Annotated in this window: 16 protein-coding genes; 13 read left to right on the top strand and 3 right to left on the bottom strand. The window is 63.0% G+C overall.

The window, feature by feature from the left end; all coding sequences use genetic code 11:
* Window positions 1-200: 200 nt before the first annotated feature.
* Window positions 201-1,271, bottom strand: a complete 1,071-nt coding sequence (locus ACK543_RS08020) for a DUF6352 family protein (protein WP_409942321.1) — start codon at window positions 1,269-1,271, stop codon at window positions 201-203.
* A gap of 251 nt (window positions 1,272-1,522) precedes the next feature.
* Between ACK543_RS08020 and ACK543_RS08025 the strand changes: the two genes are divergently transcribed.
* From ACK543_RS08025 to ACK543_RS08075, 11 genes are all read left to right on the top strand, one after another.
* Entirely contained in the window at window positions 1,523-2,428 is a 906-nt protein-coding gene (locus ACK543_RS08025; protein WP_409942322.1) for a hypothetical protein, read from the top strand.
* Window positions 2,429-2,882: 454 nt separating this feature from the next.
* Entirely contained in the window at window positions 2,883-3,851 is a 969-nt protein-coding gene (locus tag ACK543_RS08030) for a TRAP transporter substrate-binding protein (protein WP_409942323.1), read from the top strand.
* A 27-nt stretch (window positions 3,852-3,878) separates the two neighbouring features.
* Window positions 3,879-4,412 carry a TRAP transporter small permease gene (locus ACK543_RS08035; protein ID WP_409942324.1) on the top strand — a complete coding sequence of 178 codons (534 nt, stop codon included), beginning with the start codon at window positions 3,879-3,881 and terminating at the stop codon, window positions 4,410-4,412.
* A gap of 96 nt (window positions 4,413-4,508) precedes the next feature.
* Window positions 4,509-5,795: a TRAP transporter large permease gene (locus ACK543_RS08040; RefSeq protein WP_409942325.1), complete on the top strand. Its 1,287-nt coding sequence runs from the start codon at window positions 4,509-4,511 to the stop codon at window positions 5,793-5,795.
* A gap of 44 nt (window positions 5,796-5,839) precedes the next feature.
* Entirely contained in the window at window positions 5,840-7,117 is a 1,278-nt protein-coding gene (locus ACK543_RS08045) for a glycerate kinase (RefSeq protein WP_409942326.1), read from the top strand.
* 9 nt (window positions 7,118-7,126) lie between these two features.
* Window positions 7,127-8,674: a pyruvate kinase gene (gene pyk, locus ACK543_RS08050; RefSeq protein ID WP_409942327.1), complete on the top strand. Its 1,548-nt coding sequence runs from the start codon at window positions 7,127-7,129 to the stop codon at window positions 8,672-8,674.
* A 30-nt stretch (window positions 8,675-8,704) separates the two neighbouring features.
* Window positions 8,705-10,153, top strand: a complete 1,449-nt coding sequence (locus ACK543_RS08055) for a methyl-accepting chemotaxis protein (RefSeq protein ID WP_409942328.1) — start codon at window positions 8,705-8,707, stop codon at window positions 10,151-10,153.
* 87 nt (window positions 10,154-10,240) lie between these two features.
* The gene (locus ACK543_RS08060; RefSeq protein ID WP_409942329.1) at window positions 10,241-11,410 is read left to right on the top strand and encodes an ABC transporter substrate-binding protein; all 1,170 of its coding nucleotides are present in this window, start codon (window positions 10,241-10,243) and stop codon (window positions 11,408-11,410) included.
* Window positions 11,411-11,430: 20 nt separating this feature from the next.
* On the top strand, window positions 11,431-12,312 hold the full coding sequence (locus tag ACK543_RS08065) for a LysR family transcriptional regulator (protein ID WP_409942330.1): 882 nt from the start codon (window positions 11,431-11,433) through the stop codon (window positions 12,310-12,312).
* A gap of 66 nt (window positions 12,313-12,378) precedes the next feature.
* A complete protein-coding gene (locus ACK543_RS08070) occupies window positions 12,379-13,989 on the top strand; it encodes a methyl-accepting chemotaxis protein (RefSeq protein WP_409942331.1) in 1,611 nt (536 codons plus the stop codon).
* Between the two features lie 126 nt (window positions 13,990-14,115).
* Window positions 14,116-16,131, top strand: coding sequence for a peptidase U32 family protein (locus ACK543_RS08075; RefSeq protein WP_409942332.1), 2,016 nt, complete (start codon window positions 14,116-14,118; stop codon window positions 16,129-16,131).
* Between the two features lie 485 nt (window positions 16,132-16,616).
* On the opposite strand, the gene ACK543_RS08080 is transcribed toward ACK543_RS08075, so the two are convergent.
* Window positions 16,617-17,606, bottom strand: coding sequence for a DUF808 domain-containing protein (locus ACK543_RS08080; RefSeq protein WP_409942333.1), 990 nt, complete (start codon window positions 17,604-17,606; stop codon window positions 16,617-16,619).
* Between the two features lie 298 nt (window positions 17,607-17,904).
* The gene (gene purL, locus ACK543_RS08085) at window positions 17,905-21,912 is read right to left on the bottom strand and encodes a phosphoribosylformylglycinamidine synthase (RefSeq protein WP_409942334.1); all 4,008 of its coding nucleotides are present in this window, start codon (window positions 21,910-21,912) and stop codon (window positions 17,905-17,907) included.
* Window positions 21,913-22,074: 162 nt separating this feature from the next.
* On the opposite strand from purL, the gene map reads away from it, so the two are divergent.
* Window positions 22,075-22,890: a type I methionyl aminopeptidase gene (map, locus tag ACK543_RS08090; protein ID WP_409942335.1), complete on the top strand. Its 816-nt coding sequence runs from the start codon at window positions 22,075-22,077 to the stop codon at window positions 22,888-22,890.
* Window positions 22,891-22,995: 105 nt separating this feature from the next.
* Window positions 22,996-25,596: a [protein-PII] uridylyltransferase gene (locus tag ACK543_RS08095; RefSeq protein ID WP_409942356.1), complete on the top strand. Its 2,601-nt coding sequence runs from the start codon at window positions 22,996-22,998 to the stop codon at window positions 25,594-25,596.
* Window positions 25,597-25,620: the final 24 nt, after the last annotated feature.

The raw sequence follows: 25,620 nt of genomic DNA on the forward strand, positions 1-25,620 counted from the left end.
GAGGTCAATAATGCGGTTTACGCATTGAACCACAGGCCTAGAAAGTGCTTGGGATACCGCACCCCTCATGAGGTGTTTTACGGCCTGGAGATCACCCCCATTAAACTGCCATCTGATGCACTTTGTCTGTGAATCCGCGGGTTAAAAAAGGCGGTTACGCCCGGCGCGTATGCCTTGGTTGCTATTTTTTCAATAGCATTTCAGGCGGGTCGAGACAGTGGCAGGTTGAGCAGCAGGTTCTGCGGCTTGATGCGCAGCACGCCGTCGGCCGTGGTTGCCAGCCCAAGGTAGACCCGCTTGCCCGCCAGGTCGGCACGCATTTCGGCCGGGTTGGCAAACGTCAGGGTAAACAGGCTCACCAGGCGCTGAAGGCGGCTGGCATCCACCGGGCGGTCCCCATACAGGTCGTTGAGGATGGCGGTGGACTCCGCATCCAGCCCCACATGCCAGCGCCAGGCGCTGTCCGTGATCTGCGGCACCGGCTCGATCTGCACCTGCACGCCCAGCAGGTGGGCCACCCAGCGCTCCAGCACCCGGGCCAGGCCCTTGAGCCCCGACCGCGCGCGGGTCATCTTGAACGTCAAGCCGTGGCTCAGGTCCTGCGTCAGCTCATGCGTCAGGTCAAGCAGAAAACGGTGGCGTTCGCTGTCCTGCCAGTACTGGGCCGCGTTGTCACTGCCCAGCACCTGCAGCTCGATGCGCGGCTGCAGCGCGCCACTTTCCAGCAGCAGGCGGCCCACGTCGCCCAGCCCCGCCGTCTCGTTGAACAGGTCCAGCGTGGCCCGGTCGCCCGCCAGCATGCGCCCGGCCTCAAGCGTCACCCGCTGCGGTCGAAACAGCATCTCAGCCGCCCGGGCTTCGATGGCGTCATGGCAGTCGTCCAACAGCAGGCGCAGCATGGCCTGCACCATGGCATCCATGAACACAGCCGGAATGTTGACCGCCCCGCTGCGCATGATTTGCAGGTAATACGCCTGCAGCGTTCCTGCAGCGCAAAGCCCGTCACGAAAGCGCAGGAAGACGCCATAGTTCTCGCGGGCGTCGGCATCTGCCAGCAAAGCCAATGCCTCGCCCGAGATGGCCAGCGTCGGATCTGCCGCCAGCGACCCATGCAAAGCGATCTCGGCCGCGCACGATTCGGGCACCAAGGCCAGCTCGGGCCGTCGCAAAAACTGCCGCAGGTACGCTGGCGTCGGGACAAGCCAGCCTCGCGGGTCGATCTCCAGCAGGTTGAATCCGCAGTGGGGCCAAAAATCGTGAGGAGATGCCATGGAATAACCGATTGGAATGAACGTCAAGCACTTGCGCCCAGGGCAGGAGTCTCACACATCATGCCGAACGTCTTCGTTGGGCTTCTGATTCCGCCAAGGCATGTCGGGTCTCCGGGCATGGGTGGATTTGAACCGTTTTTCCGCCCCTCACCGGCAGATTGGCGACCTCACAGGCATCGCATCATGGCCCAAAGGTTTCACAACGCTGGGCAACTTCAGCCGCGCGAGGACCTGAACCCAGGAGTCACAACATGCTCGACATCACTCAGACCACCCACCTGCTGACCTCGATCGGAGTGTCCGGCACCCTCGCAGCCCGTGCGGCTGAGCGAACCGCACAGGCCCACCCCCAGGCGGATCCGCTGACCTTCCTCACAGAACTGAAAAAAACGCTGGAGCAGCTCACCGGCGATGCTGCGGCCGCCCCCCAAAACGCCCCTGCGGCAGCCCCGGTGCAGACCTCCGGGTTCAGCGCCACCGCCAACGCGTTCACCCAGGGCACGCAACGCGCCGCCAGCCCACCGGTGGCCCTCAACACCAAGCCTGCCAGCGCGCCACCCACGTTCAACAACCTTGAAGAATTCAAGGCCTGGGAAAAGGGCCTGGGCAAAACATTTGCAGCCGACTACGAGCCGCCGGACTACATCCGCATGTCCACCATGATCATGAACGGCGGGGAAGACACCGTCGTGGCTCGGTACCTGTTCTTCAAGAACCACCCCGAATTCGCAGCGGATTACGCCTCGATCCGCAATGGAAAGCTCTCTCAATTTCCCACAGACGGCTCCACACTGGTCAAGAGTGACCTGTCCAGCATGTCGCCGCAGGCGGCTGCCTACTACAAAGAGAACCCACAAGATCTGCTGGCCGCAGAGGGCTTCAACATGGACCCGACGTTGGCAAGAATGCGGATGACCGGGGACCTTGCCGCCCCCTATGGCGTCAACATCACGGAGTGGCTGACCGAAAACAAGTGGACCAAAGACGGCGTCGTCGCCCAGAACAACCGGCTGACCTATGCCAACGCCGACCACATCGGGCTGGACGGCAAAGGGGCCACCACCTACCGGCTTACCCGCCTGGACCTCGCCACGGGAAACATCATCAACTTTGATGGCCGCGTCTACGACCCGGTCACCGGCGTCGCCAAAGCCTGACGCGATCACCCCCCGCAGGGGCCACCTGGCAGCGGCGGCACCCGCGTGCCAAAGCCCTGTGCGCGCTACGGCCCACGTCGCTGGCCGAAAAGCGCTTGCACACCTTGGGCTTGATCCCGCTGATGGGTGCCTCCTTGCCATCGCCCGATTTCAGACCCGTCGACCCCACCGGCCAAACGCGCCGATCCATGCCGCAGGGCAAGCAGCCCCCAGCATCCAACGCGCACGCTGGCAAAGCCCCGTCACAGTCCATCCTCTCCATCGATCGGGTGGACCCATGGAGGGCGGCACGACTCGGGTTAACCCCAGCAACGCACACATGTGCAATGCAGCATTCCAACCCCGCATGACGGCATGAACATTGACCATTGGATCGATGTTCACCCCATCCCTACAGTCCCAACCTGTCGGCGTGTAAAGCGCCGAGGTGTTGATCAGACTTAAGGAGACTTTCATGCGTTTATCCCGGTTACTCACTGCCCTGGCCCTCGCGGCCACTGCCGCCAGCGCCCTGGCACAAACCACGCTCAAGCTGGGCCATCCCCAGTCCAGCACCTCGGCCTTCCAGACGGGGGCACAGGCCTTTGCGGACGAGTTTGCCAAGCTGACGAACAACCGCTACAAGATTTCGGTCTTCCCCTCGGGAGCGCTGGGCGGTGAGCGCGAAATGGTGGAAAGCGTACAGCTGGGCACCCTGGACCTGGTGGTCACCTCCACCGGCCCTGTGGGCAACTTCGTGCCCGAAACCCTGATCACCGACATTCCATTCCTGTTTCGCGACTACGACCACGCTCGCAAAACACTGGATGGCCCGATTGGTCAGGACCTTCTGGCAAAGTTTCCGTCCAAAGGCATCGTAGCCTTGGCCTGGGCCGAAAACGGTTTCCGTCACCTCACCAACAGCAAGCGTGCGGTGAACACCCCCGAGGACATGAAAGGCCTGAAGCTGCGCACCATGGAAAACCAGGTGCACATGACGGCCTTCCGCGCCCTGGGCGCATCGCCCGCGCCAATGGCGTTCACAGAGCTGTTCACCGCCTTGCAACAAGGCACGGTCGATGGCCAGGAGAACCCCATTCCGGTGATCACATCGTCCAAGTTCGGCCAGGTGCAAAAGAACCTTTCCCTCACTGGCCATGTGTATTCACCTGCTCTGATTCTGGCCTCTATGCAAATGGTCAACGGTCTTTCGGCAGCCGATAAAAAGGCCCTGCAAGACGCAGCGAAGTTCGGCGCCCAGGCGATGCGTAAGCGAGTTAACGAGGTGGAGTCGTCTGGCGTCGCCGAGCTCAAGGCCATGGGCGTGAATGTGGTCACTGATGTGGACAAGTCCAAGTTCCAGGCCGCCCTGGCCCCTGCCTACGCGGAGTACGCCAAACGTTTCGGCGAAGCGAATATCCAGCGTATTCGCGATGTGAAGTAAGACTTCGCTTTTGATTCGAGAGTCACCATGAGCTCCATTGCCGTAACCCCAAAACCCGCCCCAGAGGGCTGGGTAAGCGCCCTGATCGCTTTTGACCGGCGCACCACAGGCTTTGCCATCAACACCTCGGTCTTCATGCTGGTGGTGGCGGTGGCCTGCGGCCTGTTTCAGGTGTTTGCCCGCTTCATCATGAGCACGCCTTCAGACTGGACCGAAGTGCTCACGCGCTTTGCCCTGATCTGGATGGTCTACATGGGTGCGGGTGTGGCATTGCGTAATGGCGCCATGGTGTCTGTGGATTTGATGCACCGCAAGTTGCCGCCGGTGTGGCGCAAAAAGCTGGACTGGCTCATTGCCACAGTGACGTTGTCGCTGCTGGGAGTCATGATTTATTGGGGCTTTTTCATCGCCTGGCGCATCCGTTTCCAAAACGTGGCGGGCCTGGAAATCTCCATGGCCTGGGCTTACCTGGCGATTCCTGTCGGGGCTTTGTTTGCGGTAATCGCCGTGCTGGCCCACTTGTTTGATCCTCTGCGCAACGAACTCGACACCGCGCTTTGATCCACCGCCAGCGCACCCCACGCTGGCTCTCGAATTTCCGCGTGTTCTCCGTGCCCCGGCGGCGCGTTGGCAAAGCACGCTCTTTAAGGAACTGTCATGGGCTCACTCATGCTCACCGCGATGCTGGTGCTGTTTGCATTCAGCGTATCCGTCGCTGTTTCGATTGGACTGGCCAGTGTGGTGGCTGTCATTGGAACGCCCGATCTGTCGATGATCGTCATTCCGCAGCAGCTGTTCATCGCGATCGACAAATACCCGCTGGCTGCGATTCCCTTTTTCATCCTGGCGGGCAACCTGATGGAAACCGGCGGCATCTCGCGCCGCCTGGTGGACTTTGCCAAGTCCATTGTCGGCGGCGTGCAAGGCGGCTTGCCGATGACCTGCGTGCTCACCTGCATGATTTTTGCCGCCGTGTCGGGTTCGTCGGTGGCCACTACGTTTGCCATCGGCGCCATCTTGATTCCGGCCATGGTCAAGCACGGCTACCCCACCCCAGTGGCCGCGTCGATCCAGGCCACATCGGCAGAGCTGGGCGTGATCATTCCACCGTCGATCCCGATGATCTTGTACGGTGTGTCCGCCGAGGTGTCCATCGGCGAGCTGTTCATCGCTGGCTTTGGCCCCGGCATTTTGATCTCCATTGGCCTGCTGATTTTTGTTTATATCTACTGCAAGATCAAAGGCCTGGGCAAGAACGATGGCGACGGACGCCTGTCCTTTGTCGATGCCACGCAGAAAGCCACGCTTGCCTTGCTGATGCCCGTGATCATTCTGGGCGGCATTTACGGCGGTATTTTCACGCCCACCGAAGCTTCGGTGGTGGCCGTGGGCTATGCGCTGATCGTTGGTTTGTTCATCTACCGCGAGATGAACCTCGCCACCGTGTACGCCGCGTTCAAAAAGTCGGTGATTTCGTCTGCGGTGATCATGTTCATCATTGCATGCGCTGGCCTGTTCTCCTTCCTCATCAGCCGTGCGGGCATCCCGGATGCGCTGGGTGCATGGTTGGCCGAAGTGCTGCAAACCCCTGTGTGGTTCCTGCTCGGCGTGAACGTGGCGCTGTTCATCATCGGCATGTTCATTGAAACCTCGGCCTCCATCATCATTTTGGCCCCCATCCTCGTGCCGATTGCGATTCACTTCGGCATCGACCCGGTGCACTTCGGGATGATCATGGTGGTCAACCTGGCGCTCGGGATGATCACGCCACCGTTTGGTGTGAACCTGTTTGCTGCCTGCGCCGTGGCCAAGATTTCGCTGGACCGCATGATCACTTCGCTGCTGCCTTTTGTGGGCGTGATCATCTTCTGCCTGATGCTCATCACGTACTTCCCGCCCATCTCGCTCTTTCTGCGCGACCTGGTGTACGGAATGCCGAAGTGAGTCCGTTGGCACTGATCGATTCGAACCTGCGCGGAGATAGCCCCATGAGTGCCCTGCTCACAACGCCTCCGATTGAGATGGCGCCAAGGATCGTATTGCGCTCCTTGTTCGACACGGCACTGGCCGCGGTGGATCCGCTGCAGTGCGTGCCCGGCTTTTTGCCCCCGCGACCCAAGGGCCGCACCCTGGTGCTCGGCGCGGGCAAGGCCTCGGCCCGCATGGCCCGCGCGGTCGAAGCTGTCTGGAATGGCCCGCTGTCGGGGCTGGTGGTCACACGCTATGGCCATAGCGAACCTTGCAAGCACATCAAAATCGTCGAGTCCGGTCACCCGGTGCCCGACGACGCGGGTGCGGCCGCTGCGCAGCAAATGCTGGCCCTGTCCCGCCAGGCAGGGCCCGACGACTTGGTTCTGGCCCTCATGTCGGGCGGCGGCTCGTCGCTGATCACCTTGCCCGCAGAAGGTTTGTCGATGGCCGAACTGCGCGCTGTCAATGTGGCCTTGCTGCGCTGCGGTGCCAACATCAGCGAGATGAACACGGTGCGCCGCCACCTGTCCAGCATCAAAGGGGGCCGACTGGCCCAGGCCTGCGGCGCAGCGGCAGTGCACACGCTGGTGATTTCCGATGTTCCGGGCGATGACCCCGCGGTCGTTGCCTCGGGTCCCACCATCGCAGACCAAAGCAGCCCGCTGGACGCACTCGACATCCTGAAGCGCCACAAAATAGCCGTGTCGCCCGCTGTTTTGGACGTGTTGAACCGCCCTGCACTGGCAACCCATCGCGGTCATGGGCCTCGCCAGGTGCAGGTCATTGCCACCTCAGAAATGGCGCTGAACGCGGCTTCGGCCCACGCGCGGCAGCAAGGCTTTGCGGTCGTCAACTTGGGCGGTGCGGTGGAAGGTGAATCGCGCGAGGTCGCTGCGTCACAAGCCGCTCTGGCCAAGGGCCTGCGCGAAGCCGGCGATCCAAGCGGCCGCCCTCGGCTCGTGATTTCTGGCGGGGAGACCACCGTCACCGTAAAAGGCAACGGCCGTGGGGGACGCAATAGCGAGTTCTTGCTGTCGCTGGCTTTGGCGCTGCAAGGCCAAGAAGGCATTCACGCAATCGCGTGCGACACCGACGGCATTGACGGCGTGGAAGACAACGCAGGGGGCCTCATCGATCCTGACTCGCTTTGCCGCGCCGACAAGCTGGGGCTTGATCCCCAGGCCTTGCTAGATAACAACGACGCCTATGCCTTCCTGTCGGCCTTGGGCGATTTGATCACCACAGGCCCTACCCGCACCAATGTCAACGACTTCCGCGCCTTGCTCATCACCTGAGGTGTCCCCATGCTGAATGCTCACACCTTTGCACCCCCGACCAAAGACGTGGCCGTGCGCCACCCGCCACGGCCCTGGCGCGGCACCAAGATCGTTGCCACCTTGGGCCCGGCCAGTCACGGTTTGGCCGATGTGGTGGCGCTGGCAGACGCGGGGGTGGATGTGTTTCGCCTCAACTTCAGCCACGGCACGCACGCGGATCACCAGCAGCGTCTGGAATGGATACGGGATGCGGAAAAGGCGGTCGATCGCCCCCTTGGCGCCCTGCTCGACCTGCAAGGCCCCAAGCTGCGCGTGGGTCTTCTGGCAGCCCCGATCGAACTACAACAGGGCAGCCAACTCGACCTGGTTTTTGGACGCGAGCAAGCGCAGCCCCAAGACCCGGTGCCCGTGCCGCACGAGGAAGTGATTCGCTCGCTGGCGGTGGGCAACCAGCTGTTGGTGGACGACGGCAAGCTGCGGTTCACCGTGCTGGCAACCACCGGCGACCGGGTACTTGTGCGCAGCGAAGTCGCCGGGCGGCTTCAGTCACGCAAGGGATTGAACCTGCCCGATACCGTTTTGCCCATGGCGGCGCTCACGCCCAAAGACCTGCAAGACCTGGCCTTCGGGCTGGCCTTGGGGGTCGACTGGATTGCCCTCAGTTTCGTGCAGACAGCAGCTGATGTGATGAGCCTGCGCGACCTGGTGCAAGGGCGCGCCGGAATCATCTCCAAAATCGAGAAGCCGTCGGCGGTGGAGCACCTGGAGGCCATTCTCGAATCGTCCGACGCCGTGATGATCGCGCGGGGTGACCTGGGTGTGGAACTCCCGCCAGAGGATGTCCCTGGCGTGCAGCGCCGCATCGCCCAACTGGCCCGCGAGATGGGCAAGCCCGTCATCGTGGCCACCCAAATGCTCGAGTCCATGATCGAAAGCCCGTCGCCCACTCGGGCAGAGGCATCCGACGTCGCCACAGCGGTGTATGACGGGGTCGATGCAGTGATGTTGTCGGCCGAATCCGCGTCGGGCAAGTACCCCATGGAGGCCGTGAGCATGATGGCCCGCATCATCGAGCGGGTGGAAAGCGACCCCCGTCAACAGCGCCTGATGGCTTCGGTCACCGCGCGCACCCAGGCCAATGCCACCGATGCGATTGGTGCGGCAGTGCGTGTCGTTGCGCAAACCGTTCCCTTGTCGGCCACCGTCACCTACACATCGTCGGGCGCGAGTGCCTTGCGTGTGGCCCACGAACGGCCGCCAACGCCCTTGATCGGCCTCACCCCCAACCCCGACACGGCACGCCGTTTGGCTTTGGTCTGGGGAGTGCGGCCTGTGGTCTCGCGTGACGCGGTCGATGTGGACGACATGGTGGCCTTGGCCACAAGCGCCGTCAGCAAGCTCTGCGCCAACACACAGGAGCGCGCCATCGCCATCGTGGCGGGCATGCCCTTTGGTACTCCGGGCGCTACCAACATGCTGCGGTTGGTCACACCCCTGGTGCGTCAGGAGTCGGGCACCACAGCCTCCACGGCGGTTCATCAGGCTCACCTTGCAGCCACCATCGGTGACGACTGATCACCGACCCGGCTCCATCACCTCATTGATATGAAGCCAACGGTTCCATCCGCAGGAGTACACCGCAGCGGTGCCAGCATCTGGGCTGTCGTACTCCGTCGCCTCGGTTCAGGCAGCGCGCTCAAGCATGTGATTGGGTTGGTGCGCTCGGCGGTCATCTGGATGGCCGTCAAATGCGCGCTGCTGGTCAAGTCAATACGCGCCACGGCAGAATCAGCCAAGCAGCAATTGGCGCTTTCGCAGGCGGTGGCCGAACACCAGCGCCACGTGTCCTCGCTGATCGACGGCGTGCTTCAACAAAGCGATCTCATATCGCGCTTGAGCACCGAGCATCTGCAAACCAGCCAAGCCACGTCGGATCAGCTCACGGCCACGTCCCGCTCCATGCGCCAGATCCGGACACAGATCGACGGCGCAGCCTCTGAAATCAATAACCTGCAGCAGCAAACCCAAAAGATTGAAGATGTGATGCGTCTGATTTCTGATGTGGCGCGGCAAACCAGCCTGCTGGCAGTCAACGCTTCCATCGAAGCCGCCCGGGCGGGTTCGGCGGGCCGAGGGTTTGCCGTGGTGGCCAGCGAAATCAAGAAGCTGGCCGAGCAAGTCAACCAGTCTGTGCTGTCCATTGACGAAACCGTGAGTCAGGTCTTGAAGACCATGACGATCACCAACCAAAAAATGGTGAGCATGCTTGCAGGCGTGCACGAGGCTGACCATTCCGTGACGCAGGTGGCAGGCAACGTGGCGCAGCAGGTGGAGCACTTTCAGGCGATCCAGATCGCCGCCGCTGACATCAGTGAATCGGTACACGCAGTGGCGATGGCAGCGCAGGAGTCCAGCACCATCGTCAATCAGATCGGTTTGCTGAGCCAGCAAATCGATGCCGACAGCGAAGCAGCGGTGCAGGAGGTAGTACTGCTATCAGATCGGGCGGAGTCGGTGCAGTCCACCGCGGTCAGGGTGTCCATTGGCGACAAGTTCGACAAGGTCATCCAAAAAGCCGTGCGCTACCACCGACAGGCGCTGAAAAAGTTACACGACTTGCACGCGCGTGGCGTGGATATTTTTGACCTGCAATACCAGGACGTTCCGCGAACCAACCCGCCCAAGTACAAAACCCGATACGACACCGAGTTTGCTCGCGTCATGACGCCGTTTTACGACCAGATCGTGGCTGATATCGGAATTTTGTTTTACTGCAATGCCCTGGACGTGAACGGATACGTACCCGCCCACAACGCCATCTATTCGCAGCCGGTCACCGGCGACGATGAGCGAGACCTCAAGTACAGCCGCGACAAACGCAAGATGACGGACGCGGCCTCACAAAAAGCGGTGAACAACCGCACCGACCACTACCTGCTGGTGACCTACCTGCGCGACAACGGCGATGTGGTGTCAGATCTGTCGTTTCCCATCAAGGTGAACGGCAAACATTGGGGCGCGATGCGATTTGGGGTAGTTGCCAGCCGACTGTGACGTTGCTGACTGGAGGGGATGAATCACAAGCCCTCCTGCAGCAAAGCCGCATGGGTTCTCAATGACCACTCAAGGGGATAAATGACCATGACGACATCTCAAGCACACCTCAACCGCCGCCATTTGATCGGGGGCCTGTCCGGATTGGCGCTGGCTCCATGGTCTGCGACGGGCTTTGCTACGGGCAAAGAAATCGTGGTCGGCCAGGTCGCTTCTCTGTCGGGCAGCAATGGGGCTGATTTGGGGCAGGGCCTCAAGGCCGGTGTGGAGGCCTGTTTTTTGGCGGTGAATACCGCTGGTGGCATCCGCGGCCAGACCGTGAAGCTGGTCAGCAAGGATGACCGCTACCTGCCCGAAGAAACCGTCAATCTGACCCGTGAGCTGATTGTTCAAGAGCGGCCCGCGGCCTTGATCGCCTACCGGGGCACTGCTAACACCATGGCCTTGATCAAATCCGAGCTGCTGGTCAAACACGGCGTCACCCTGGTGGGCACTTTGACCGGGGCCAAAGAAGTGCAAGGCGCGGCAGGCTTGCTGAATTTGCGTACCTCGTATGAGCGCGAACTGGCCGAACTGGTGGGCCAGATACAGCGCATGATCCTGGACACCGTGGCGGTGCTGTACGCGGACGATGCTTTCGGTCGCACCGGTTTGGAGGCCATTGAACAGGCTGCTGTTGCCAACGGCAGCAAACTCTTGGCCAAAGTGCCCTACGACAAGGCCCCGGACAAGGTCGATGCCTCATTGAATGCGGCCGCCAAACAACTGGCCGCCGCCGGTGCGAAGGCCGTCATTTTAGTGGCGGTGGGCGACCCGGTCTATGCCTTCATCAAAGCGTTTCGGCCGCTGAACCAGGCCAGCAGGATCTTTTGCATGTCGGTGGTGGACCCTGCGGCGGTGGTCAAGCGCTGCGGGGTTAACGTGGCGGCAGGCATTGGGTTTTCGCAGGTCTACCCCTTTCCCTATTCGGATAAAACCAACCTGGTTCGGGAGTACCGCCGCGCGCTGGCCAGGCTGCCCAACGCGCCTGAGCCCAATTACTTCAGCCTGGAAGGCTATGTGTATGCGCGGGTGCTGGTCGAAGCCCTCAAACGAGCGCCCGATTCCCCGGCCGAGGTGCAAGTGAGCAACGCACTGATGAACCTGCCTGCCATAGACTTTGGCGGTTTACGCATGCAAATCGACCCCCAGACACGCAACGGCATGCGCTATACGGATTTAACCGTGCTCACGCGCCAGGGCAGGCTGGTCGGGTAACTTGATTGGCGTCTGACACTATGGAAATCTATCAACTGCGTACCTTTTTGGCTGTGGCCCGTGTGGGGCACCTCACGCGTGCCGCAGAGCAGTTGCACCTGACGCAGCCTGCCGTGTCCAAGCAGGTCAAAGCCCTGGAGCAGGAACTCGGCGTGCTGCTGTTTGAGCGCCAACCCACTGGCATGGTGCTCACCAAGGAAGGCCGCGCGTTGTTTCCCCTGGCGGAGCGCACCTTGTTCGATGCCATGGAGCTGGTCAACCACGCACGGGGGCTTCGCGGCGAGGTGGCAGGCGATGTGGTCATTGGCACGATCATCGACCCCGACACGCTCAGACTGGGCTCTTTCCTCGGGGCGCTTTTGGCCTACTTCCCCAAGGTGCAAGCGCGCCTGCAGCACGGCATTTCAGGCTGGGTGCTAGAGCGGGTGTGTTCCGGGGACCTGCACTGCGGTTTTTACCTGGGCCCTGTGCTCGACCCAGACGTGACCAGCCTGCCCATGCGCACGTTGCAGTATGTGGTGATTGGCCCGCCGCATTGGAAGGAACGTCTTGAGCAGGCAGATTGGGCCGCGATTGCCGCCATGCCCTGGATCGGCACACCCAGCCACAGCTCGCAACACCGCTTGGTGCACACCATGTTTGCAGAAAGGGGCCTGAGTGTGTCGCCGGTGGTGGAAGCCGATCAGGAAGCGTCGATGGTGAGCCTGGTGCGCAACGGCGTGGGGCTGGCCACGATGCGCGACGACCTGGCCCGCGAGGCACAACACCGGGGCGAAGTGAGCATTTGGCCCGGGACCGTGCAAGACTGTCCCTTGTCTTTTATCTTCAAGACAACACGCCGCGACGATGTACTGGTTGCAGCGTGTCGTAAGGCGTTGGCCGAGGTGTGGCCCAGCGATTGACATTCGTATGACCCGGCGCGTCATCAAATTTCGCACTCAACCCAAGGAAAGAGACACCAGGCCATGATGAAAAGCTCTACTTTGTATTCACGCAGTGCGCCCGTGAACCCATGGTGGTCTTTGCTGACTCGACTGAAAATGGCGCAGCGGCTGGGCATGGTTCTTGGCATCATCTTGCTGCTGTTCCTGCTGGTGGCGGCTGTGGGTTACTGGGGAACCTCGTCCACCCGCAACGAGGCGGTCAGTTTTGTGGACACCAAACTCAGCCTGTCGCAACAGGTGGCACAGGTGAGCCTGAGCCTGGCGCGCAGCCGTGCCTTTGAGAAAGACGTGATTCTTTTCCTGGGCGACAACGTCTCCGTGGGTAAAGCCAAAGCCAGCTGGCAGGCCGAACAAAAAGAACTTAATGAAGGCTTGCAAAACTTGGGCACCATGCTTGCGGGCCTGGACGCTGAGGTACAGCTCGATGACATCAAGCAAAGAATCAAGGGCTATCAAACGCGCTTTACCGGCATCTTGACCCAAGTGGAAATGGGGGCGCTGGACAACGCCATGGCAGCCAACCGGCTGATGCGTGCAGTGAATGCCGACGTGGAGGCAGCCAGCAATGCCATGAACCAGATTGGGCAGGCGGTTGCTCAGCAAGCCAACACCGCCAAGGTCCAACTCGAGACACGCTACCAACACTTGCTCAGAGCAGGCGCGGTGATCGTGCTGCTGGCGTTGGCGCTGGCCGCTGTGTTGGGATGGGCGACCACCTTGAGCGTGGTGACCCCGCTGCGGGAGGGGCAGCGTGCAGCGCAAAGTATTGCCGATGGTGTTTTGTATGAACAGATCGACGTGCGCGGCCGCGACGAAATGGCTGAGCTGCTTGGAGCCTTGCGCAACATGCAACACAGCTTGGAGGTGACGGTATCGGGGGTTCAAGACAGCATCTCGGAAATTTCGACGGCTTCCAATGAGATTGCCCAGGGAAACCATGACCTGAGTGTTCGCACCGAGCATCAGTCTGGCAATCTGCAGACGACCGCCACCAACTTGGTGCACCTGACCGAGACCGTGCAGCAAAACGCAAGCGCGGCCAACCAGGCCAAAAAGCTGGCGCAGGAGGCCACCCAGGTGGCGGAAGACGGGGGGCGCGTGATGGGCGAAGTGGTGAGCACCATGAGCGGCATCAAGCAGGCCTCAGACAAGATCACCGACATCATCGCCGTCATCAATAACCTGGCTTTTCAGACCAACATCCTGGCGCTCAATGCGGCCGTTGAAGCCGCACGCGCGGGGGAACAGGGCCGCGGATTCGCCGTGGTGGCGGGCGAGGTGCGCGTGCTCGCGCAGCGCTCGGCCAGCGCGGCCAAGGAAATTGCCGCATTGATCGGCACCTCGGTGGAGCAAGTAGGCCAGGGTGAACGGCGGGTTCAGGCCGCTGGCGACACCATGCAGCGCGTCGTGCTGGCCATTCGTCAGGTGGCGGACATCGTGGTGGGAATCGCTGCGGCCTCCTCGACGCAAAGCGCGTCCATTGCAGAGGTGAGCGGCGCAGTTGTGCAGTTGGACCAAATGACCCAACAAAACTCCGCCTTGGTGGAAGAAAGTGCCGCGGCAGCCGAAAGCCTGCGCGAGCAAACCGAGCGCTTGACGCAAGCCATGCAGGTCTTCAAGACGTCAGCGGCTTGATGCTGCACCTGTGCAGCAGGGCCGCCCACCTGGGCCGCCCTGCGCCGCATGCCGCGGTGGCCAGGCATGGAGGCTGTTGACGGTGGGGCCAGTGAAGGCGCGACGAACCTGAAATAATCGTGCCCCATGTCACTCCTGCCCCATCAGCTTGAATTGCTTTCGCCCGCGCGCGATGCAGACATTGGCATCGAAGCCATCAACCATGGCGCCGATGCCGTCTATATCGGTGGCCCCGCCTTCGGCGCGCGCGCAAGTGCGGGCAACGAGATCCGGGACATTGAGCGCCTGGTGCGCCACGCGCACCGCTTCAACAGCCGCATCTTCATCACGCTCAACACCATCCTGCGCGATGACGAACTGGAAGCCGCGCGCCAGATGGCATGGCAGGTGTATGAGGCCGGGGCAGACGCGCTGATCATCCAGGACATGGGCCTGTTTGAAATCGACCTGCCGCCCATCCAGTTGCACTCCAGCACCCAGACCGACATTCGCACGCCGGAGAAGGCGCGTTTTTTGCAGGACTGCGGCCTGTCGCAGATCGTGCTGGCACGCGAGCTGACGGTGCAGCAGATCGCCGCCGTGCACAAGGCCCTGGGCCCGGTCGATGCGCCCGGCCGGGCCAACATCGAGTTCTTCATCCATGGCGCTCTGTGCGTGGCCTACAGCGGTCAGTGCAACATCAGCCATGCGCAGACCGGCCGCAGTGCCAACCGTGGCGACTGCAGCCAGGCCTGTCGCCTGCCCTACCAGGTGACCGACGCCCAGGGCCGCATCATCGCGCACGACAAGCATGTGCTCTCGATGAAGGACAACAACCAGAGCGATAACCTGCGCGCCCTCATCGACGCAGGCGTGCGCAGCTTCAAGATCGAAGGCCGCTACAAGGACATGGGCTATGTGAAAAACATCACCGCCCATTACCGCACGCTGCTCGACAGCATCATTGAAGAGCGCGAGGCCTCGGGACGCCCGCTGGGCAGATCCTCCAGCGGACGCACGACCTTCACGTTCACGCCGGACCCGCTGCAAAACTTCAACCGCGAGTTCACAGACTATTTCGTGACAGGCCGCAAGGAGGACATTGGCGCGTTCGACACGCCCAAGAATCCCGGCCAGGCCATCGGCTGGGTCACCAAGGTGGGGCCCGATTTTGTGGAACTGGAAGTGAGCGACCCTGCCACCGTGCTGCACAACGGCGATGGCCTGTGCTACTACGACCTGCACAGGGAACTGGTGGGCATGGCCATCAACGTGGCTGAGCCGGTGTCCCACCGCAGCCTGACGCAATGGCGCGTGTACCCCAAAGACCCGATGGAGGGCTTCAAGGACCTGCGCCGGGGCACCGAAATCAACCGCAACCGCGACATGGACTGGGTGCGGACGCTGGAGAAAAAATCCAGCGACCGCCGTATCGGCCTCTGGGCGCACCTGAGCGAAACGTCCACCGGCTTTAGCCTGACCTTGACCGACGAGGACGGAAATACAGGCCGCGCCCAGGTGCAACACGCGCACCTGCCAGCCGACCACGCCGCCAAGGCCGAGGCCAGCCTGCGCGAGCAGCTGGGCCGCTTTGGCACGACCGTCTTTGCGGTGCATGACATAGCCGTGCAGTGGTCGCAGCCGTGGTTTGTGCCTGCCTCGGTGCTCAACGCGCTGCGCCGCGACGCCGTGGCTGACCTGCTGGCCTGCCGCGAGCGCAACTTTGCGCGCCTGCCGCGCGCTGTGCCGGTGCAGCCGCCGGTACCCTACCCCGAGGACTCCCTGTCGTTTCTGGGCAATGTGCTCAACCACAAGGCGCACGACTTTTATGTGCGCCATGGCGTGAAGGTGGTCGCAGCAGCCTACGAGGCGCACGAAGAAGAAGGCGAGGTCAGCCTCATGATCACCAAGCACTGCGTGCGCTTTTCCATGAGCCTGTGCCCCAAGCAGGCCAAGGGCGTGACGGGTGTTCAGGGGACCATCAAGGCCGAGCCGCTGATGCTCATCAACGGCAAAGAGAAGTTGACGCTGCGCTTTGACTGCAAGCCCTGCGAGATGCATGTGGTGGGCCGCATGAAAAAATCGGTGCTCCACCAGCAGGCACAAGCGGCGCAGGCAGCGCCGGTGCGCTTTTATCGCACACGTCCGCCCAAGGTGTCCTGACGGAGGGCTGCCGTGTGCGGGCGGTGACGGCGGCGCGGCTTTCGCTGCCGCGTCGCTAGTGTGGTGTTTGATGCTTGATGGAACAAATAAAACTGATGCGTTTTGGGCCCTGGCAAGGCGCAAACCACAGCGATACCCTGTGGTATCGCGCGGATTTGCAACGCAGCCAGGGCATAAAAGGCGCAGTTTTATGTTCCAGATAGCGTCGAACACCACACTAGCAAACGACCCGCTGGCGTCTGGCTGTACCGGCGGTGACGCCCGCGCGCAAACGCAGGAAAGGCTTTGCGGCGATTTCCAAAGCATTTCAGGCCGGTTACGCGCGATGCGCAATGCTTTGTAGCTATATTTTCTATAGCAAACCACCCGCACGATGGGCGGGCCAGATGCAAACCGTCAGTGCCGCCCTGAGCGCTGCGCCACCCGCGGGGCCTTGCGTCCGCACAAGGCATTGGCGGTTGCCGGCTGATATACCGGCTGCGGGCTCAGTGCGCGGCTGATTTGCCACGCATGCGCTGGACCAGCAGCACGCCTGCCAGAACCAAGCCACCCGCCACGATGCCCACCAATGCATTGAGCAGGTTGGGCACCAGCACATTCCACAGCCAGCCCACCGGCCAGGTGGAGGCAGCCTGCCCGGCAGCCTCTACCGCATGGTGCAGCGCAGACACGCCGTGGACCAGGATACCGCCGCCCACCAGGAACATGGCGGCAGTGCCTGCGACGGACAGACCTTTCATCAGCCACGGAGCCACGCGCAGAATTCCAAAACCCAAGGCCTGCAGGGCAGTGCTGGCCTTGCTGGTCAGCCAAAGGCCCAGGTCGTCGAGCTTGACGATGCCCGCCACCAGGCCGTAAACACCGATCGTCATGATGATGGCAATGCCCGACAGCACCATCACCTGCTGGGCAAACGGCGCTGCAGCCACGGTACCCAGCGTGATGGCGATGATCTCTGCCGAGAGGATGAAGTCGGTGCGTACCGCCCCCCGGATCTTGTCCTTCTCCATCGCAACCAGATCCACCGCCGGATTCGCGTTGGCGCGCATGCGGATGTCGTGCTCCGCCTCATCTTCCTTGGGCGTGTGCAACAGCTTGTGGCTCACCTTCTCAAAACCCTCGAAACATAGAAACGCGCCGCCGAACATCAGCAACGGCGTCACTGCCCACGGCGCAAAGGCGCTGATCAGCAAGGCGGCCGGCACCAGGATCACCTTGTTGATGGCCGAGCCCTTGGCAACGGTCCACACCACGGGAATCTCCCGCTCGGCCCGCACGCCGGTCACCTGCTGGGCATTGAGCGCCAGGTCGTCGCCCAGCACCCCCGCCGTCTTTTGCGCCGCCACCTTGGTCATGGCCGACACATCGTCTGCCATGGCTATGCCTTTTTTGGACGCCACCTTGGTCATCAGGGCGACGTCATCGAGAATGGTGGCGATATCGTCCAAGAGGGCAAGCAAGCTGCCAGCGGCCATGAGAAGTCCTTGAGTTGGGTGAGAGCGCCGACTATAGCAACGCGCCATACAACGCCGCACGAAAAACGGGGCCGAAGCCCCGTTGAAATCGGTCTGCAATGCGTGCCCTTCCGGCCTTCTCAGCACGCCTTCCGATGCGCGCAAGCGCCCTACCGCAGCCGTCGAAAGCGCGAGACCCCAAAGCCAGAGTAGCCAAACAAGGGCCACCCCGCAGCGAGGGCTGCGTCGCCCTTCCCGAATCGCGCCAGCGATTCGAGAGAAGGGGGAAGGCGCGCAGCGCCTCAGTGAGATGCCTTGCTCACCCCACCCACTTGCGCGCATTGCGCCAGATGCGCATCCACCCGCTGTACTGCGCCGTGTCCTCGCTGGTCCAGCTCATCTGCACGTTGCGGAACACGCGCTCGGGGTGCGGCATCATGGCCGTGAAGCGGCCGTCAGCCGTGGTCACCGCCGTGAGGCCGCCCGCGCTGCCGTTGGGGTTAAAGGGGTACTGCTCGGTAGCGCGGCCGTGGTTGTCCACGAAGCGCATGGCGGCAATGGCCTTGTCGGCGTTGCCCCGGTACTTGAAGTTGGCATAGCCTTCGCCGTGCGCCACCGCAATGGGCAGACGGCTGCCCGCCATGCCTTGCAGGAACAGGCTGGGGGATTCGAGCACTTCCACCAGCGACAGGCGCGCCTCGAAACGCTCGCTCTGGTTGGTGGTAAAGCGCGGCCAGTCCTGCGCGCCGGGAATGATGTCGGCCAGCTCGGCAAACATCTGGCAGCCGTTGCACACACCCAGGCCAAAGGTGTCGGTGCGGCCAAAAAACCCCTGAAACTGCGCGGCCAGCACGGGATTGAAAGTGATGGAACGCGCCCAGCCAATGCCCGCCCCCAGCGTATCGCCGTAGCTGAAGCCCCCGCAGGCGACCACGCCCTTGAAGTCTTCCAACCTGACGCGGCCGGTTTGCAGGTCGGTCATGTGCACGTCGAATGCCTCAAAGCCCGCTTCGGTAAAGGCGTAGGCCATCTCGATGTGCGAGTTCACGCCCTGCTCGCGCAGGATGGCAACCTTGGGGCGGGCCAGATGGAGGTACGGCGCGGCCACGTTGTCGGCCGCATCGAACGTGAGGTGCACGTGCAGGCCGGGGTCGGTGGATTCGCCCGCTGCAGCATGCTCGGCGTCGGCATCGGCGGGGTTATCGCGCTGCTGGCAGATCTTCCAGCTCACCGCATCCCACACCTGGTGCAGGTCGGCCAGCGGCGCGCTGAACACGGCCTTGGCATCGCGCCAGATCTGCAGCTCGCCCTTGCCCGCGTCGATGGGCGACGTTGCGGGCCGCGTCTTGCCAATGAAGTGGCTGAATCGGGACAGGCCATGCTCGCGCAGGGTCTGCATCACGTCGTTGCGCTCTGCCGTGCGTACCTGCAGCACCACGCCCAGCTCCTCGTTGAACAGGGCCTTGAGCGTGAGCTCTTCGCGGCGGGCGCTGACCTGGCCTGACCAGTTCTTGGCATCGCCCACCTCGGCGCGGCTGTCGCTGATGCCATCGCCTTCGGTCACCAGCAGATCGACGTTGAGCGACACACCCACATGGCCTGCAAACGCCATCTCGGCCACGGTGGCCAGCAAGCCGCCATCGCTGCGGTCGTGGTAGGCCAGGATGCGGCCCTGGGCGCGCAGCGCATTGACGGCATGGACCAGGTTGACCAGGTCTTGGGGGTCGTCCACATCCGGAACCAGATCGCCGCTTTGGTCCAGCGTCTGGCCCAGGATGCTGCCGCCCATGCGGTTTTGGCCCTTGCCCAGGTCAATCAGCACCAGCGTGGTGTCAGCCTCGGTGGCGTTGAGCTGGGGGGTCAGCGTGCCGCGCACATTGGCCAGCGATGCAAAGGCGCTCACGATCAGGCTGACGGGCGAGGTGACCTTCTTTTTGTCAGCACCATCATTCCACTGTGTGCGCATGGACAGGCTGTCCTTGCCCACCGGGATGGACACGCCCAATGCGGGGCACAGCTCCATGCCCACGGCTTTGACGGTTTCGTACAGCGCAGCGTCTTCGCCGGGCTCGCCACACGCAGCCATCCAGTTGGCCGATAGCTTCACGCGCGGCAACTCGATGGGTGCGGCCAGCAAATTGGTGATGGCCTCTGCCACGGCCATGCGGCCTGAGGCGGGGGCGTTGATGGCCGCCAGCGGCGTGCGCTCGCCCATGCTCATGGCCTCGCCTGCAAAGCCCCGGTAGTCGGCCAGCGTCACCGCGCAATCGGCCACAGGCACCTGCCAGGGGCCAACCATCTGGTCGCGGTGGCTCAGCCCCCCCACCGTGCGGTCACCAATGGTGATGAGAAAGCGCTTGGAGGCCACCGTGGGGTGGGCCAGCACGTCGATCACGGCTTTTTGCAGCGGCACGCCGGTGAGATCCATGGGTGCAAATGGGCGCACCACGGTCTTCACGTCACGGTGCATTTTGGGCGGCTTGCCCAGCAGTACGTTCATGGGCATGTCCACGGGCAGCTTCTGGTCGTCGGCTGTGGCGGCGCTGTCGTGCAGCACCAGCTGGCGCGCTTCGGTGGCCGTGCCAATCACGGCGAACGGGCAGCGCTCGCGCTCACAAAACGCCTGGAACAGCGGCAGCGAATCGGGCGCAATCGCCAGCACGTAGCGCTCCTGGCTTTCGTTGCTCCAGATTTCCTTGGGGCTCATGCCGGACTCTTCAAGCTGCACGGCACGCAGATCGAAGCGTGCGCCCCGGCCTGCGTCATTGGTCAGCTCGGGGAAGGCGTTGGAGAGGCCGCCCGCGCCCACATCGTGAATGGCCAGGATGGGGTTGTGGCTGCCCTGCGCCCAGCAGTGGTTGATGACCTCCTGCGCACGGCGCTCGATCTCGGGGTTGCCGCGCTGTACCGAGTCAAAGTCCAGCTCGGCCGCGTTGGTGCCGGTGGCCATGGAGCTGGCGGCACTGCCGCCCATGCCGATGCGCATGCCGGGGCCGCCGAGCTGAATCAGCAGCGAGCCCACCGGGAATTCGATCTTCTTGGTGAGTTCGGCATCGATCACCCCGACACCGCCCGCGATCATGATGGGCTTGTGGTAGCCGCGCTGCACGCCGCCGACTTCCTGCTCATACTCGCGAAAGTAGCCCGCCAGGTTGGGGCGGCCGAATTCGTTGTTGAACGCCGCGCCACCCAGAGGGCCCTCGACCATGATCTGCAACGGGCTGGCTATGTGCTCAGGCTTGCCCAGGGCACTGCCCCAAAGTTTGGACACCGTAAAGCCTGTCAGGCCCGCCTTGGGCTTGGAGCCGCGGCCCGTAGCGCCCTCATCGCGAATTTCACCGCCCGCGCCGGTCGATGCACCGGGAAACGGCGAGATGGCCGTGGGGTGGTTGTGCGTCTCCACCTTCATCAGGACATGCTGGACAACGCTACTTTTTTGATAGCTGCAAGGCTTTACATCACTTGCGCGACTGGGCATTTTTGCTACAAACCGCTCCACCGGATGGCCTTCCATCACCGAGGCGTTGTCCGAATACGCCACTACCGTATGCTGGGGCGCCAGCTGGTGGGTGTTGCGGATCATGCCAAACAGGCTCTTGTCCTGCGCCACACCGTCAATGGTGAACTGGGCGTTGAAGATCTTGTGGCGGCAATGCTCGCTGTTGGCCTGCGCGAACATCATCAGCTCCACATCGGTGGGGTTGCGCTGGAGGCCCGTGAACGCAGTGACCAGGTAGTCGATTTCGTCGTCGGCCAACGCCAGGCCAAAGCGGGTGTTTGCGGCTTGCAGCGCCGCACGTCCGCCCGCCAGCACGTCCACATGCTCCATGGGCGCAGGCTGCAGTTCGGTGAACAGCGCCGCGGCGGCGCTGCGGTCGGCCACCACGGACTCGGTCATCCGGTCGTGCAGCAGGGCCGATACCTCGGCCAGTTGCTCGGCGTTGAGCTCAGACGCCCTGCCCAGCAGACCCGATTTGAGGCTGATGCGGTATTCGGTAATGCGCTCGACCCGGCGGATGGCGATGCCGCAGTTGCGGGCGATGTCGGTGGCCTTGGAGGCCCAGGGCGAGAGCGTGCCCAGACGGGGCGTGACCAGCAGGGCAACGCCGTCGTGAGGACCTGTGTACGGGTCGCCATAGGTCAGCAGCGCGGCCAGGCGGCTGCGCTCGTCGGCCGAAGGCGCTGCGTCGGTGGCCACCAGGTGCACAAAGCGCGCTGCGATGCCCGTGATCTTGGGGTGAATCGCCTCGAGGGCAGGCTGCAGTTGTTGGGCGCGGAAAGAGCTGAGAGCGTTGCCGCCCTCCAGCGTGGTCATGTGCAAGGTCACGGTAGCGGCCTGGTGGGGAGTAAGGGGTACAGGAGGCTGCCCGCCTCCATCGCCGAGCCAAGGCCCGCGCGCCAGAGATGGGAGCCCGGCATTTTACCGGGAGGGCACAGGCCCACAGCCGCTACGCCACGCCGATCAAAACCCGATGGGATAATTGGGGGCATGAGCATCACCATCAAAAGCGCCGCAGATATCGAGGACATGCGCCTTGCCTGCCGCCTTGCCTCCGAAGTACTGGACTACATCGCGCCGCACATCAAGCCCGGCATCACCACCAGGGAAATCGACCGCCTGGGCGCCGAGTGCATGGCCCAGCAGGGCACTATTTCGGCCACCGTGGGCTACCAGCCGCCCGGCTATCCGCCCTACCCGGCCTCGCTGTGCACATCGGTCAATCATGTGGTTTGCCACGGCATTCCCAACGACAAGCCCCTGAAAAAGGGCGACATCGTGAACGTGGACGTCACCGTGATCACCAAGGACGGCTGGTACGGCGACAACAGCCGCATGTACCTGATCGGCGAATGCTCCATTGCCGCCAAGCGGCTATCGGCCATCACGTTTGAGGCCATGTGGCACGGCATCGTGCAGGTCAAACCCGGCGCTCGGCTGGGTGACATCGGCCACGCCATCCAGACATTTGCCGAAGGCCACCGTTTTTCCGTGGTGCGTGAGTACTGCGGCCACGGCATCGGCAAGAAGTTCCACGAAGAACCTCAGGTGCTGCACTATGGCCGCCCGGGCACGCTGCAAGAGCTGGTACCCGGCATGGTCTTCACGATCGAGCCCATGATCAACGCCGGTCGGCGCGAGGTGAAAGAATTCGGCAACGACGGCTGGACCATCGTGACCAAGGATCACAGCCTGTCGGCCCAGTGGGAGCACACCGTGCTGGTCACCGAGACCGGCTACGAGGTGATGACCTTGTCGGCAGGCTCGCCCCCGCCGCCATCGTTTGTCACTGCCACCACAACCTGAGCGCTGAGGGCGCAGGCAGGCGCATTGGCATCACTCTTGCTGCCATCGGCCGGGCCTGTGCGATGCACCGCCAGCCCTTTTGATGCAACCGAGCGCCCCATGACCATGACCGACCTGCACGCGCTGCGTGACGCCTATCGCCGCGACAAGGCCGCCCTGCTCGCCGACATGCAGGCCAGTGGCGCATCGACCCGCGGCATCCGCACGGTGCTGCGTCAGTTGTCGGGCCTGGCTGGCGGACTGCTGTGCACGTTGTGGCGCAGAGCGCAGCTGCCAAGCGATCTGGCACTGGTGGCAGTGGGCGGGTTTGGGCGCGACCAGCTCTTTCCGCATTCAGACGTCGATGTGCTGCTGCTGCTGCCCGATGCGCGCTGTGCGGACGATTGCGCCGAGCTGCGCGCCCGGCTTGAAAAGTTTATCGGCAGCTGCTGGGACGCGGGGCTGGAGATCGGCTCCAGCGTGCGCACGGTGACCGAGTGCATGGCCGAGGCCGCCGCCGACGTGACCGTGCAGACCTCCATGCTGGAGGCACGCCTGGTCTGCGGCGATGCAGCACTGTTTGCCCAGTTTCAGGAGCGCTACCGCGCCCAGCTCGATCCACAGGCATTTCTGGTAGCCAAGACCCTGGAGATGCGCCAGCGCCACAACAAGTACGAAAACACCCCATATTCGCTGGAGCCCAACTGCAAGGAATCGCCCGGCGGGCTGCGCGACCTGCAGATGATTCTGTGGGTGGCACGCGCTGCGGGGCTGGGCAGCAACTGGCGAGAGCTTGCTGCCAGCGGCATGGCCACGGCCTTCGAGGTCAAGCAAATCGAGCGCAACGAAGCCCTGCTGTGCCTGATCCGCGCGCGTTTGCATGCCGCAGCAGGCCGACACGAAGACCGGCTGGTCTTTGACCTGCAAACGGCCGTCGCCGAATCGTTCGGCTACCGCTCGGTCGCGCCGGACGGTGCGCGCCTGCCCATGCGCGCCAGCGAAAGCCTGATGCGCCGGTACTACTGGGCGGCCAAGGCGGTCTCGCAGCTCAGCCAGATCCTGCTGCTCAACATCGAGGAGCACCTGAATCCGTCCACCCACGAACCGCGGCCCATTAACGAGCGTTTTTTTGAGAAGGCCGGGCTCATCGAGGTGGCCAGCGATGACCTGTACGAGCGCGACCCGCACGCCATCCTGGAAACGTTTTTGCTCTACCAGACCACGGTGGGCCTCAAAGACCTGTCTGCCCGCACGCTGCGCGCGCTGTACAACGCCCGGGGCTTGATGGATGCCAATTTCCGGCGCGATCCGGCCAACCGGGCAACATTCATGCGCATCCTGCAGGAACCAGCGGGCATCACACACGCCATGCGGCTGATGAACCAGACCTCGGTGCTGGGCCGCTATCTGTGGCCGTTTCGCCGCATCGTGGGGCAGATGCAGCACGACCTGTTCCATGTGTACACGGTGGACCAGCACATCCTGATGGTGCTGCGCAACGCGCGTCGGTTCTTCATGGCCGAGCATGCGCATGAATATCCGTTTTGTTCACAACTGGCGGGCGGCTGGGACAAGCCGTGGATCCTGTACGTCGCCGCGCTGTTCCACGACATCGGCAAGGGCCGTGGCGGGGACCATTCGCAAATCGGCGCGGCGGAAGTCCGCCAGTTCTGCCGTCAGCACGGCGTGGACCGCGAGGACGCCAGGCTCATCGAGTTCCTGGTGACCGAACACCTGACGATGAGCCGCATCGCCCAAAAGGAAGACCTGAGCGATCCGGACGTCATCAGCGCCTTCGCCTTGCGTGTGGGCAACGAGCGCTATCTCACAGCGCTGTACCTGCTCACGGTGGCGGACATCCGCGGCACCAGCCCCAAGGTCTGGAACGCCTGGAAGGGCAAGCTGCTGGAAGACCTGTACCGCGCCACGCTGCGCACGCTGGGCGGACGCGCGCCGGACGCTGCAGCCGAGATCGAAGGCCGCAAACGTGAAGCCCTGGTGCTGCTCGCACTCAGCGCTTTGCCTTTTGACGCCCACCAGGCGCTGTGGGCCACGCTGGACGTCAGTTACTTCATGCGCCATGAGGCAGCAGACATTTCCTGGCATACGCGGCATCTCTCGCGCCATGTGGGCACCGCCAAGCCCGTGGTGCGGGCCCGCCAGTCGCTGGCTGGTGAGGGGCTCCAGGTGATGGTCTACGCCGCCGACCAGCCTGACCTGTTCGCGCGCATCTGCGGCTATTTCGACAAGGCGGGTTTCAGCATCCTGGATGCGCGGGTGCATACCGCCAACAACGGCTATGCGCTCGACACCTTCCAGATCGTGGCGTCATCGGCCTCGGAGCAGCCGGGCCATTACCGAGAACTGACGCACATGGTCGAAAGCGATCTTGTGCGCGCCATCGTCGAGGGCGGCGCCCTCCCGGAGCCGGCGCGCAAGCGTGTCTCGCGGCGCGTCAAAAGCTTCCCGGTAGCACCCCGCGTGACTCTCAGCCCCGATGAAAAAGCGCAACGCTGGCTGCTGGGCATTTCTGCCAGCGACCGCGCTGGCCTGCTCTATCTGGTGGCACGCATCCTGGCGCAGCACCACCTGAGCGTGCAGCTTGCCAAGGTCAGCACACTGGGCGAGCGTGTGGAAGACACCTTCCTGATCCAGGGGCCAGAGCTACAGAACAACGCGCGCCAGATCCAGATCGAAACCGAGTTGCTACGCGCGCTGACCGATTGAGCAGAGCGCGGCACAACGCGGCCG

The organism is Acidovorax sp., from assembly GCF_046341535.1.
Classification (GTDB): Bacteria; Pseudomonadota; Gammaproteobacteria; order Burkholderiales; family Burkholderiaceae_C; genus Acidovorax.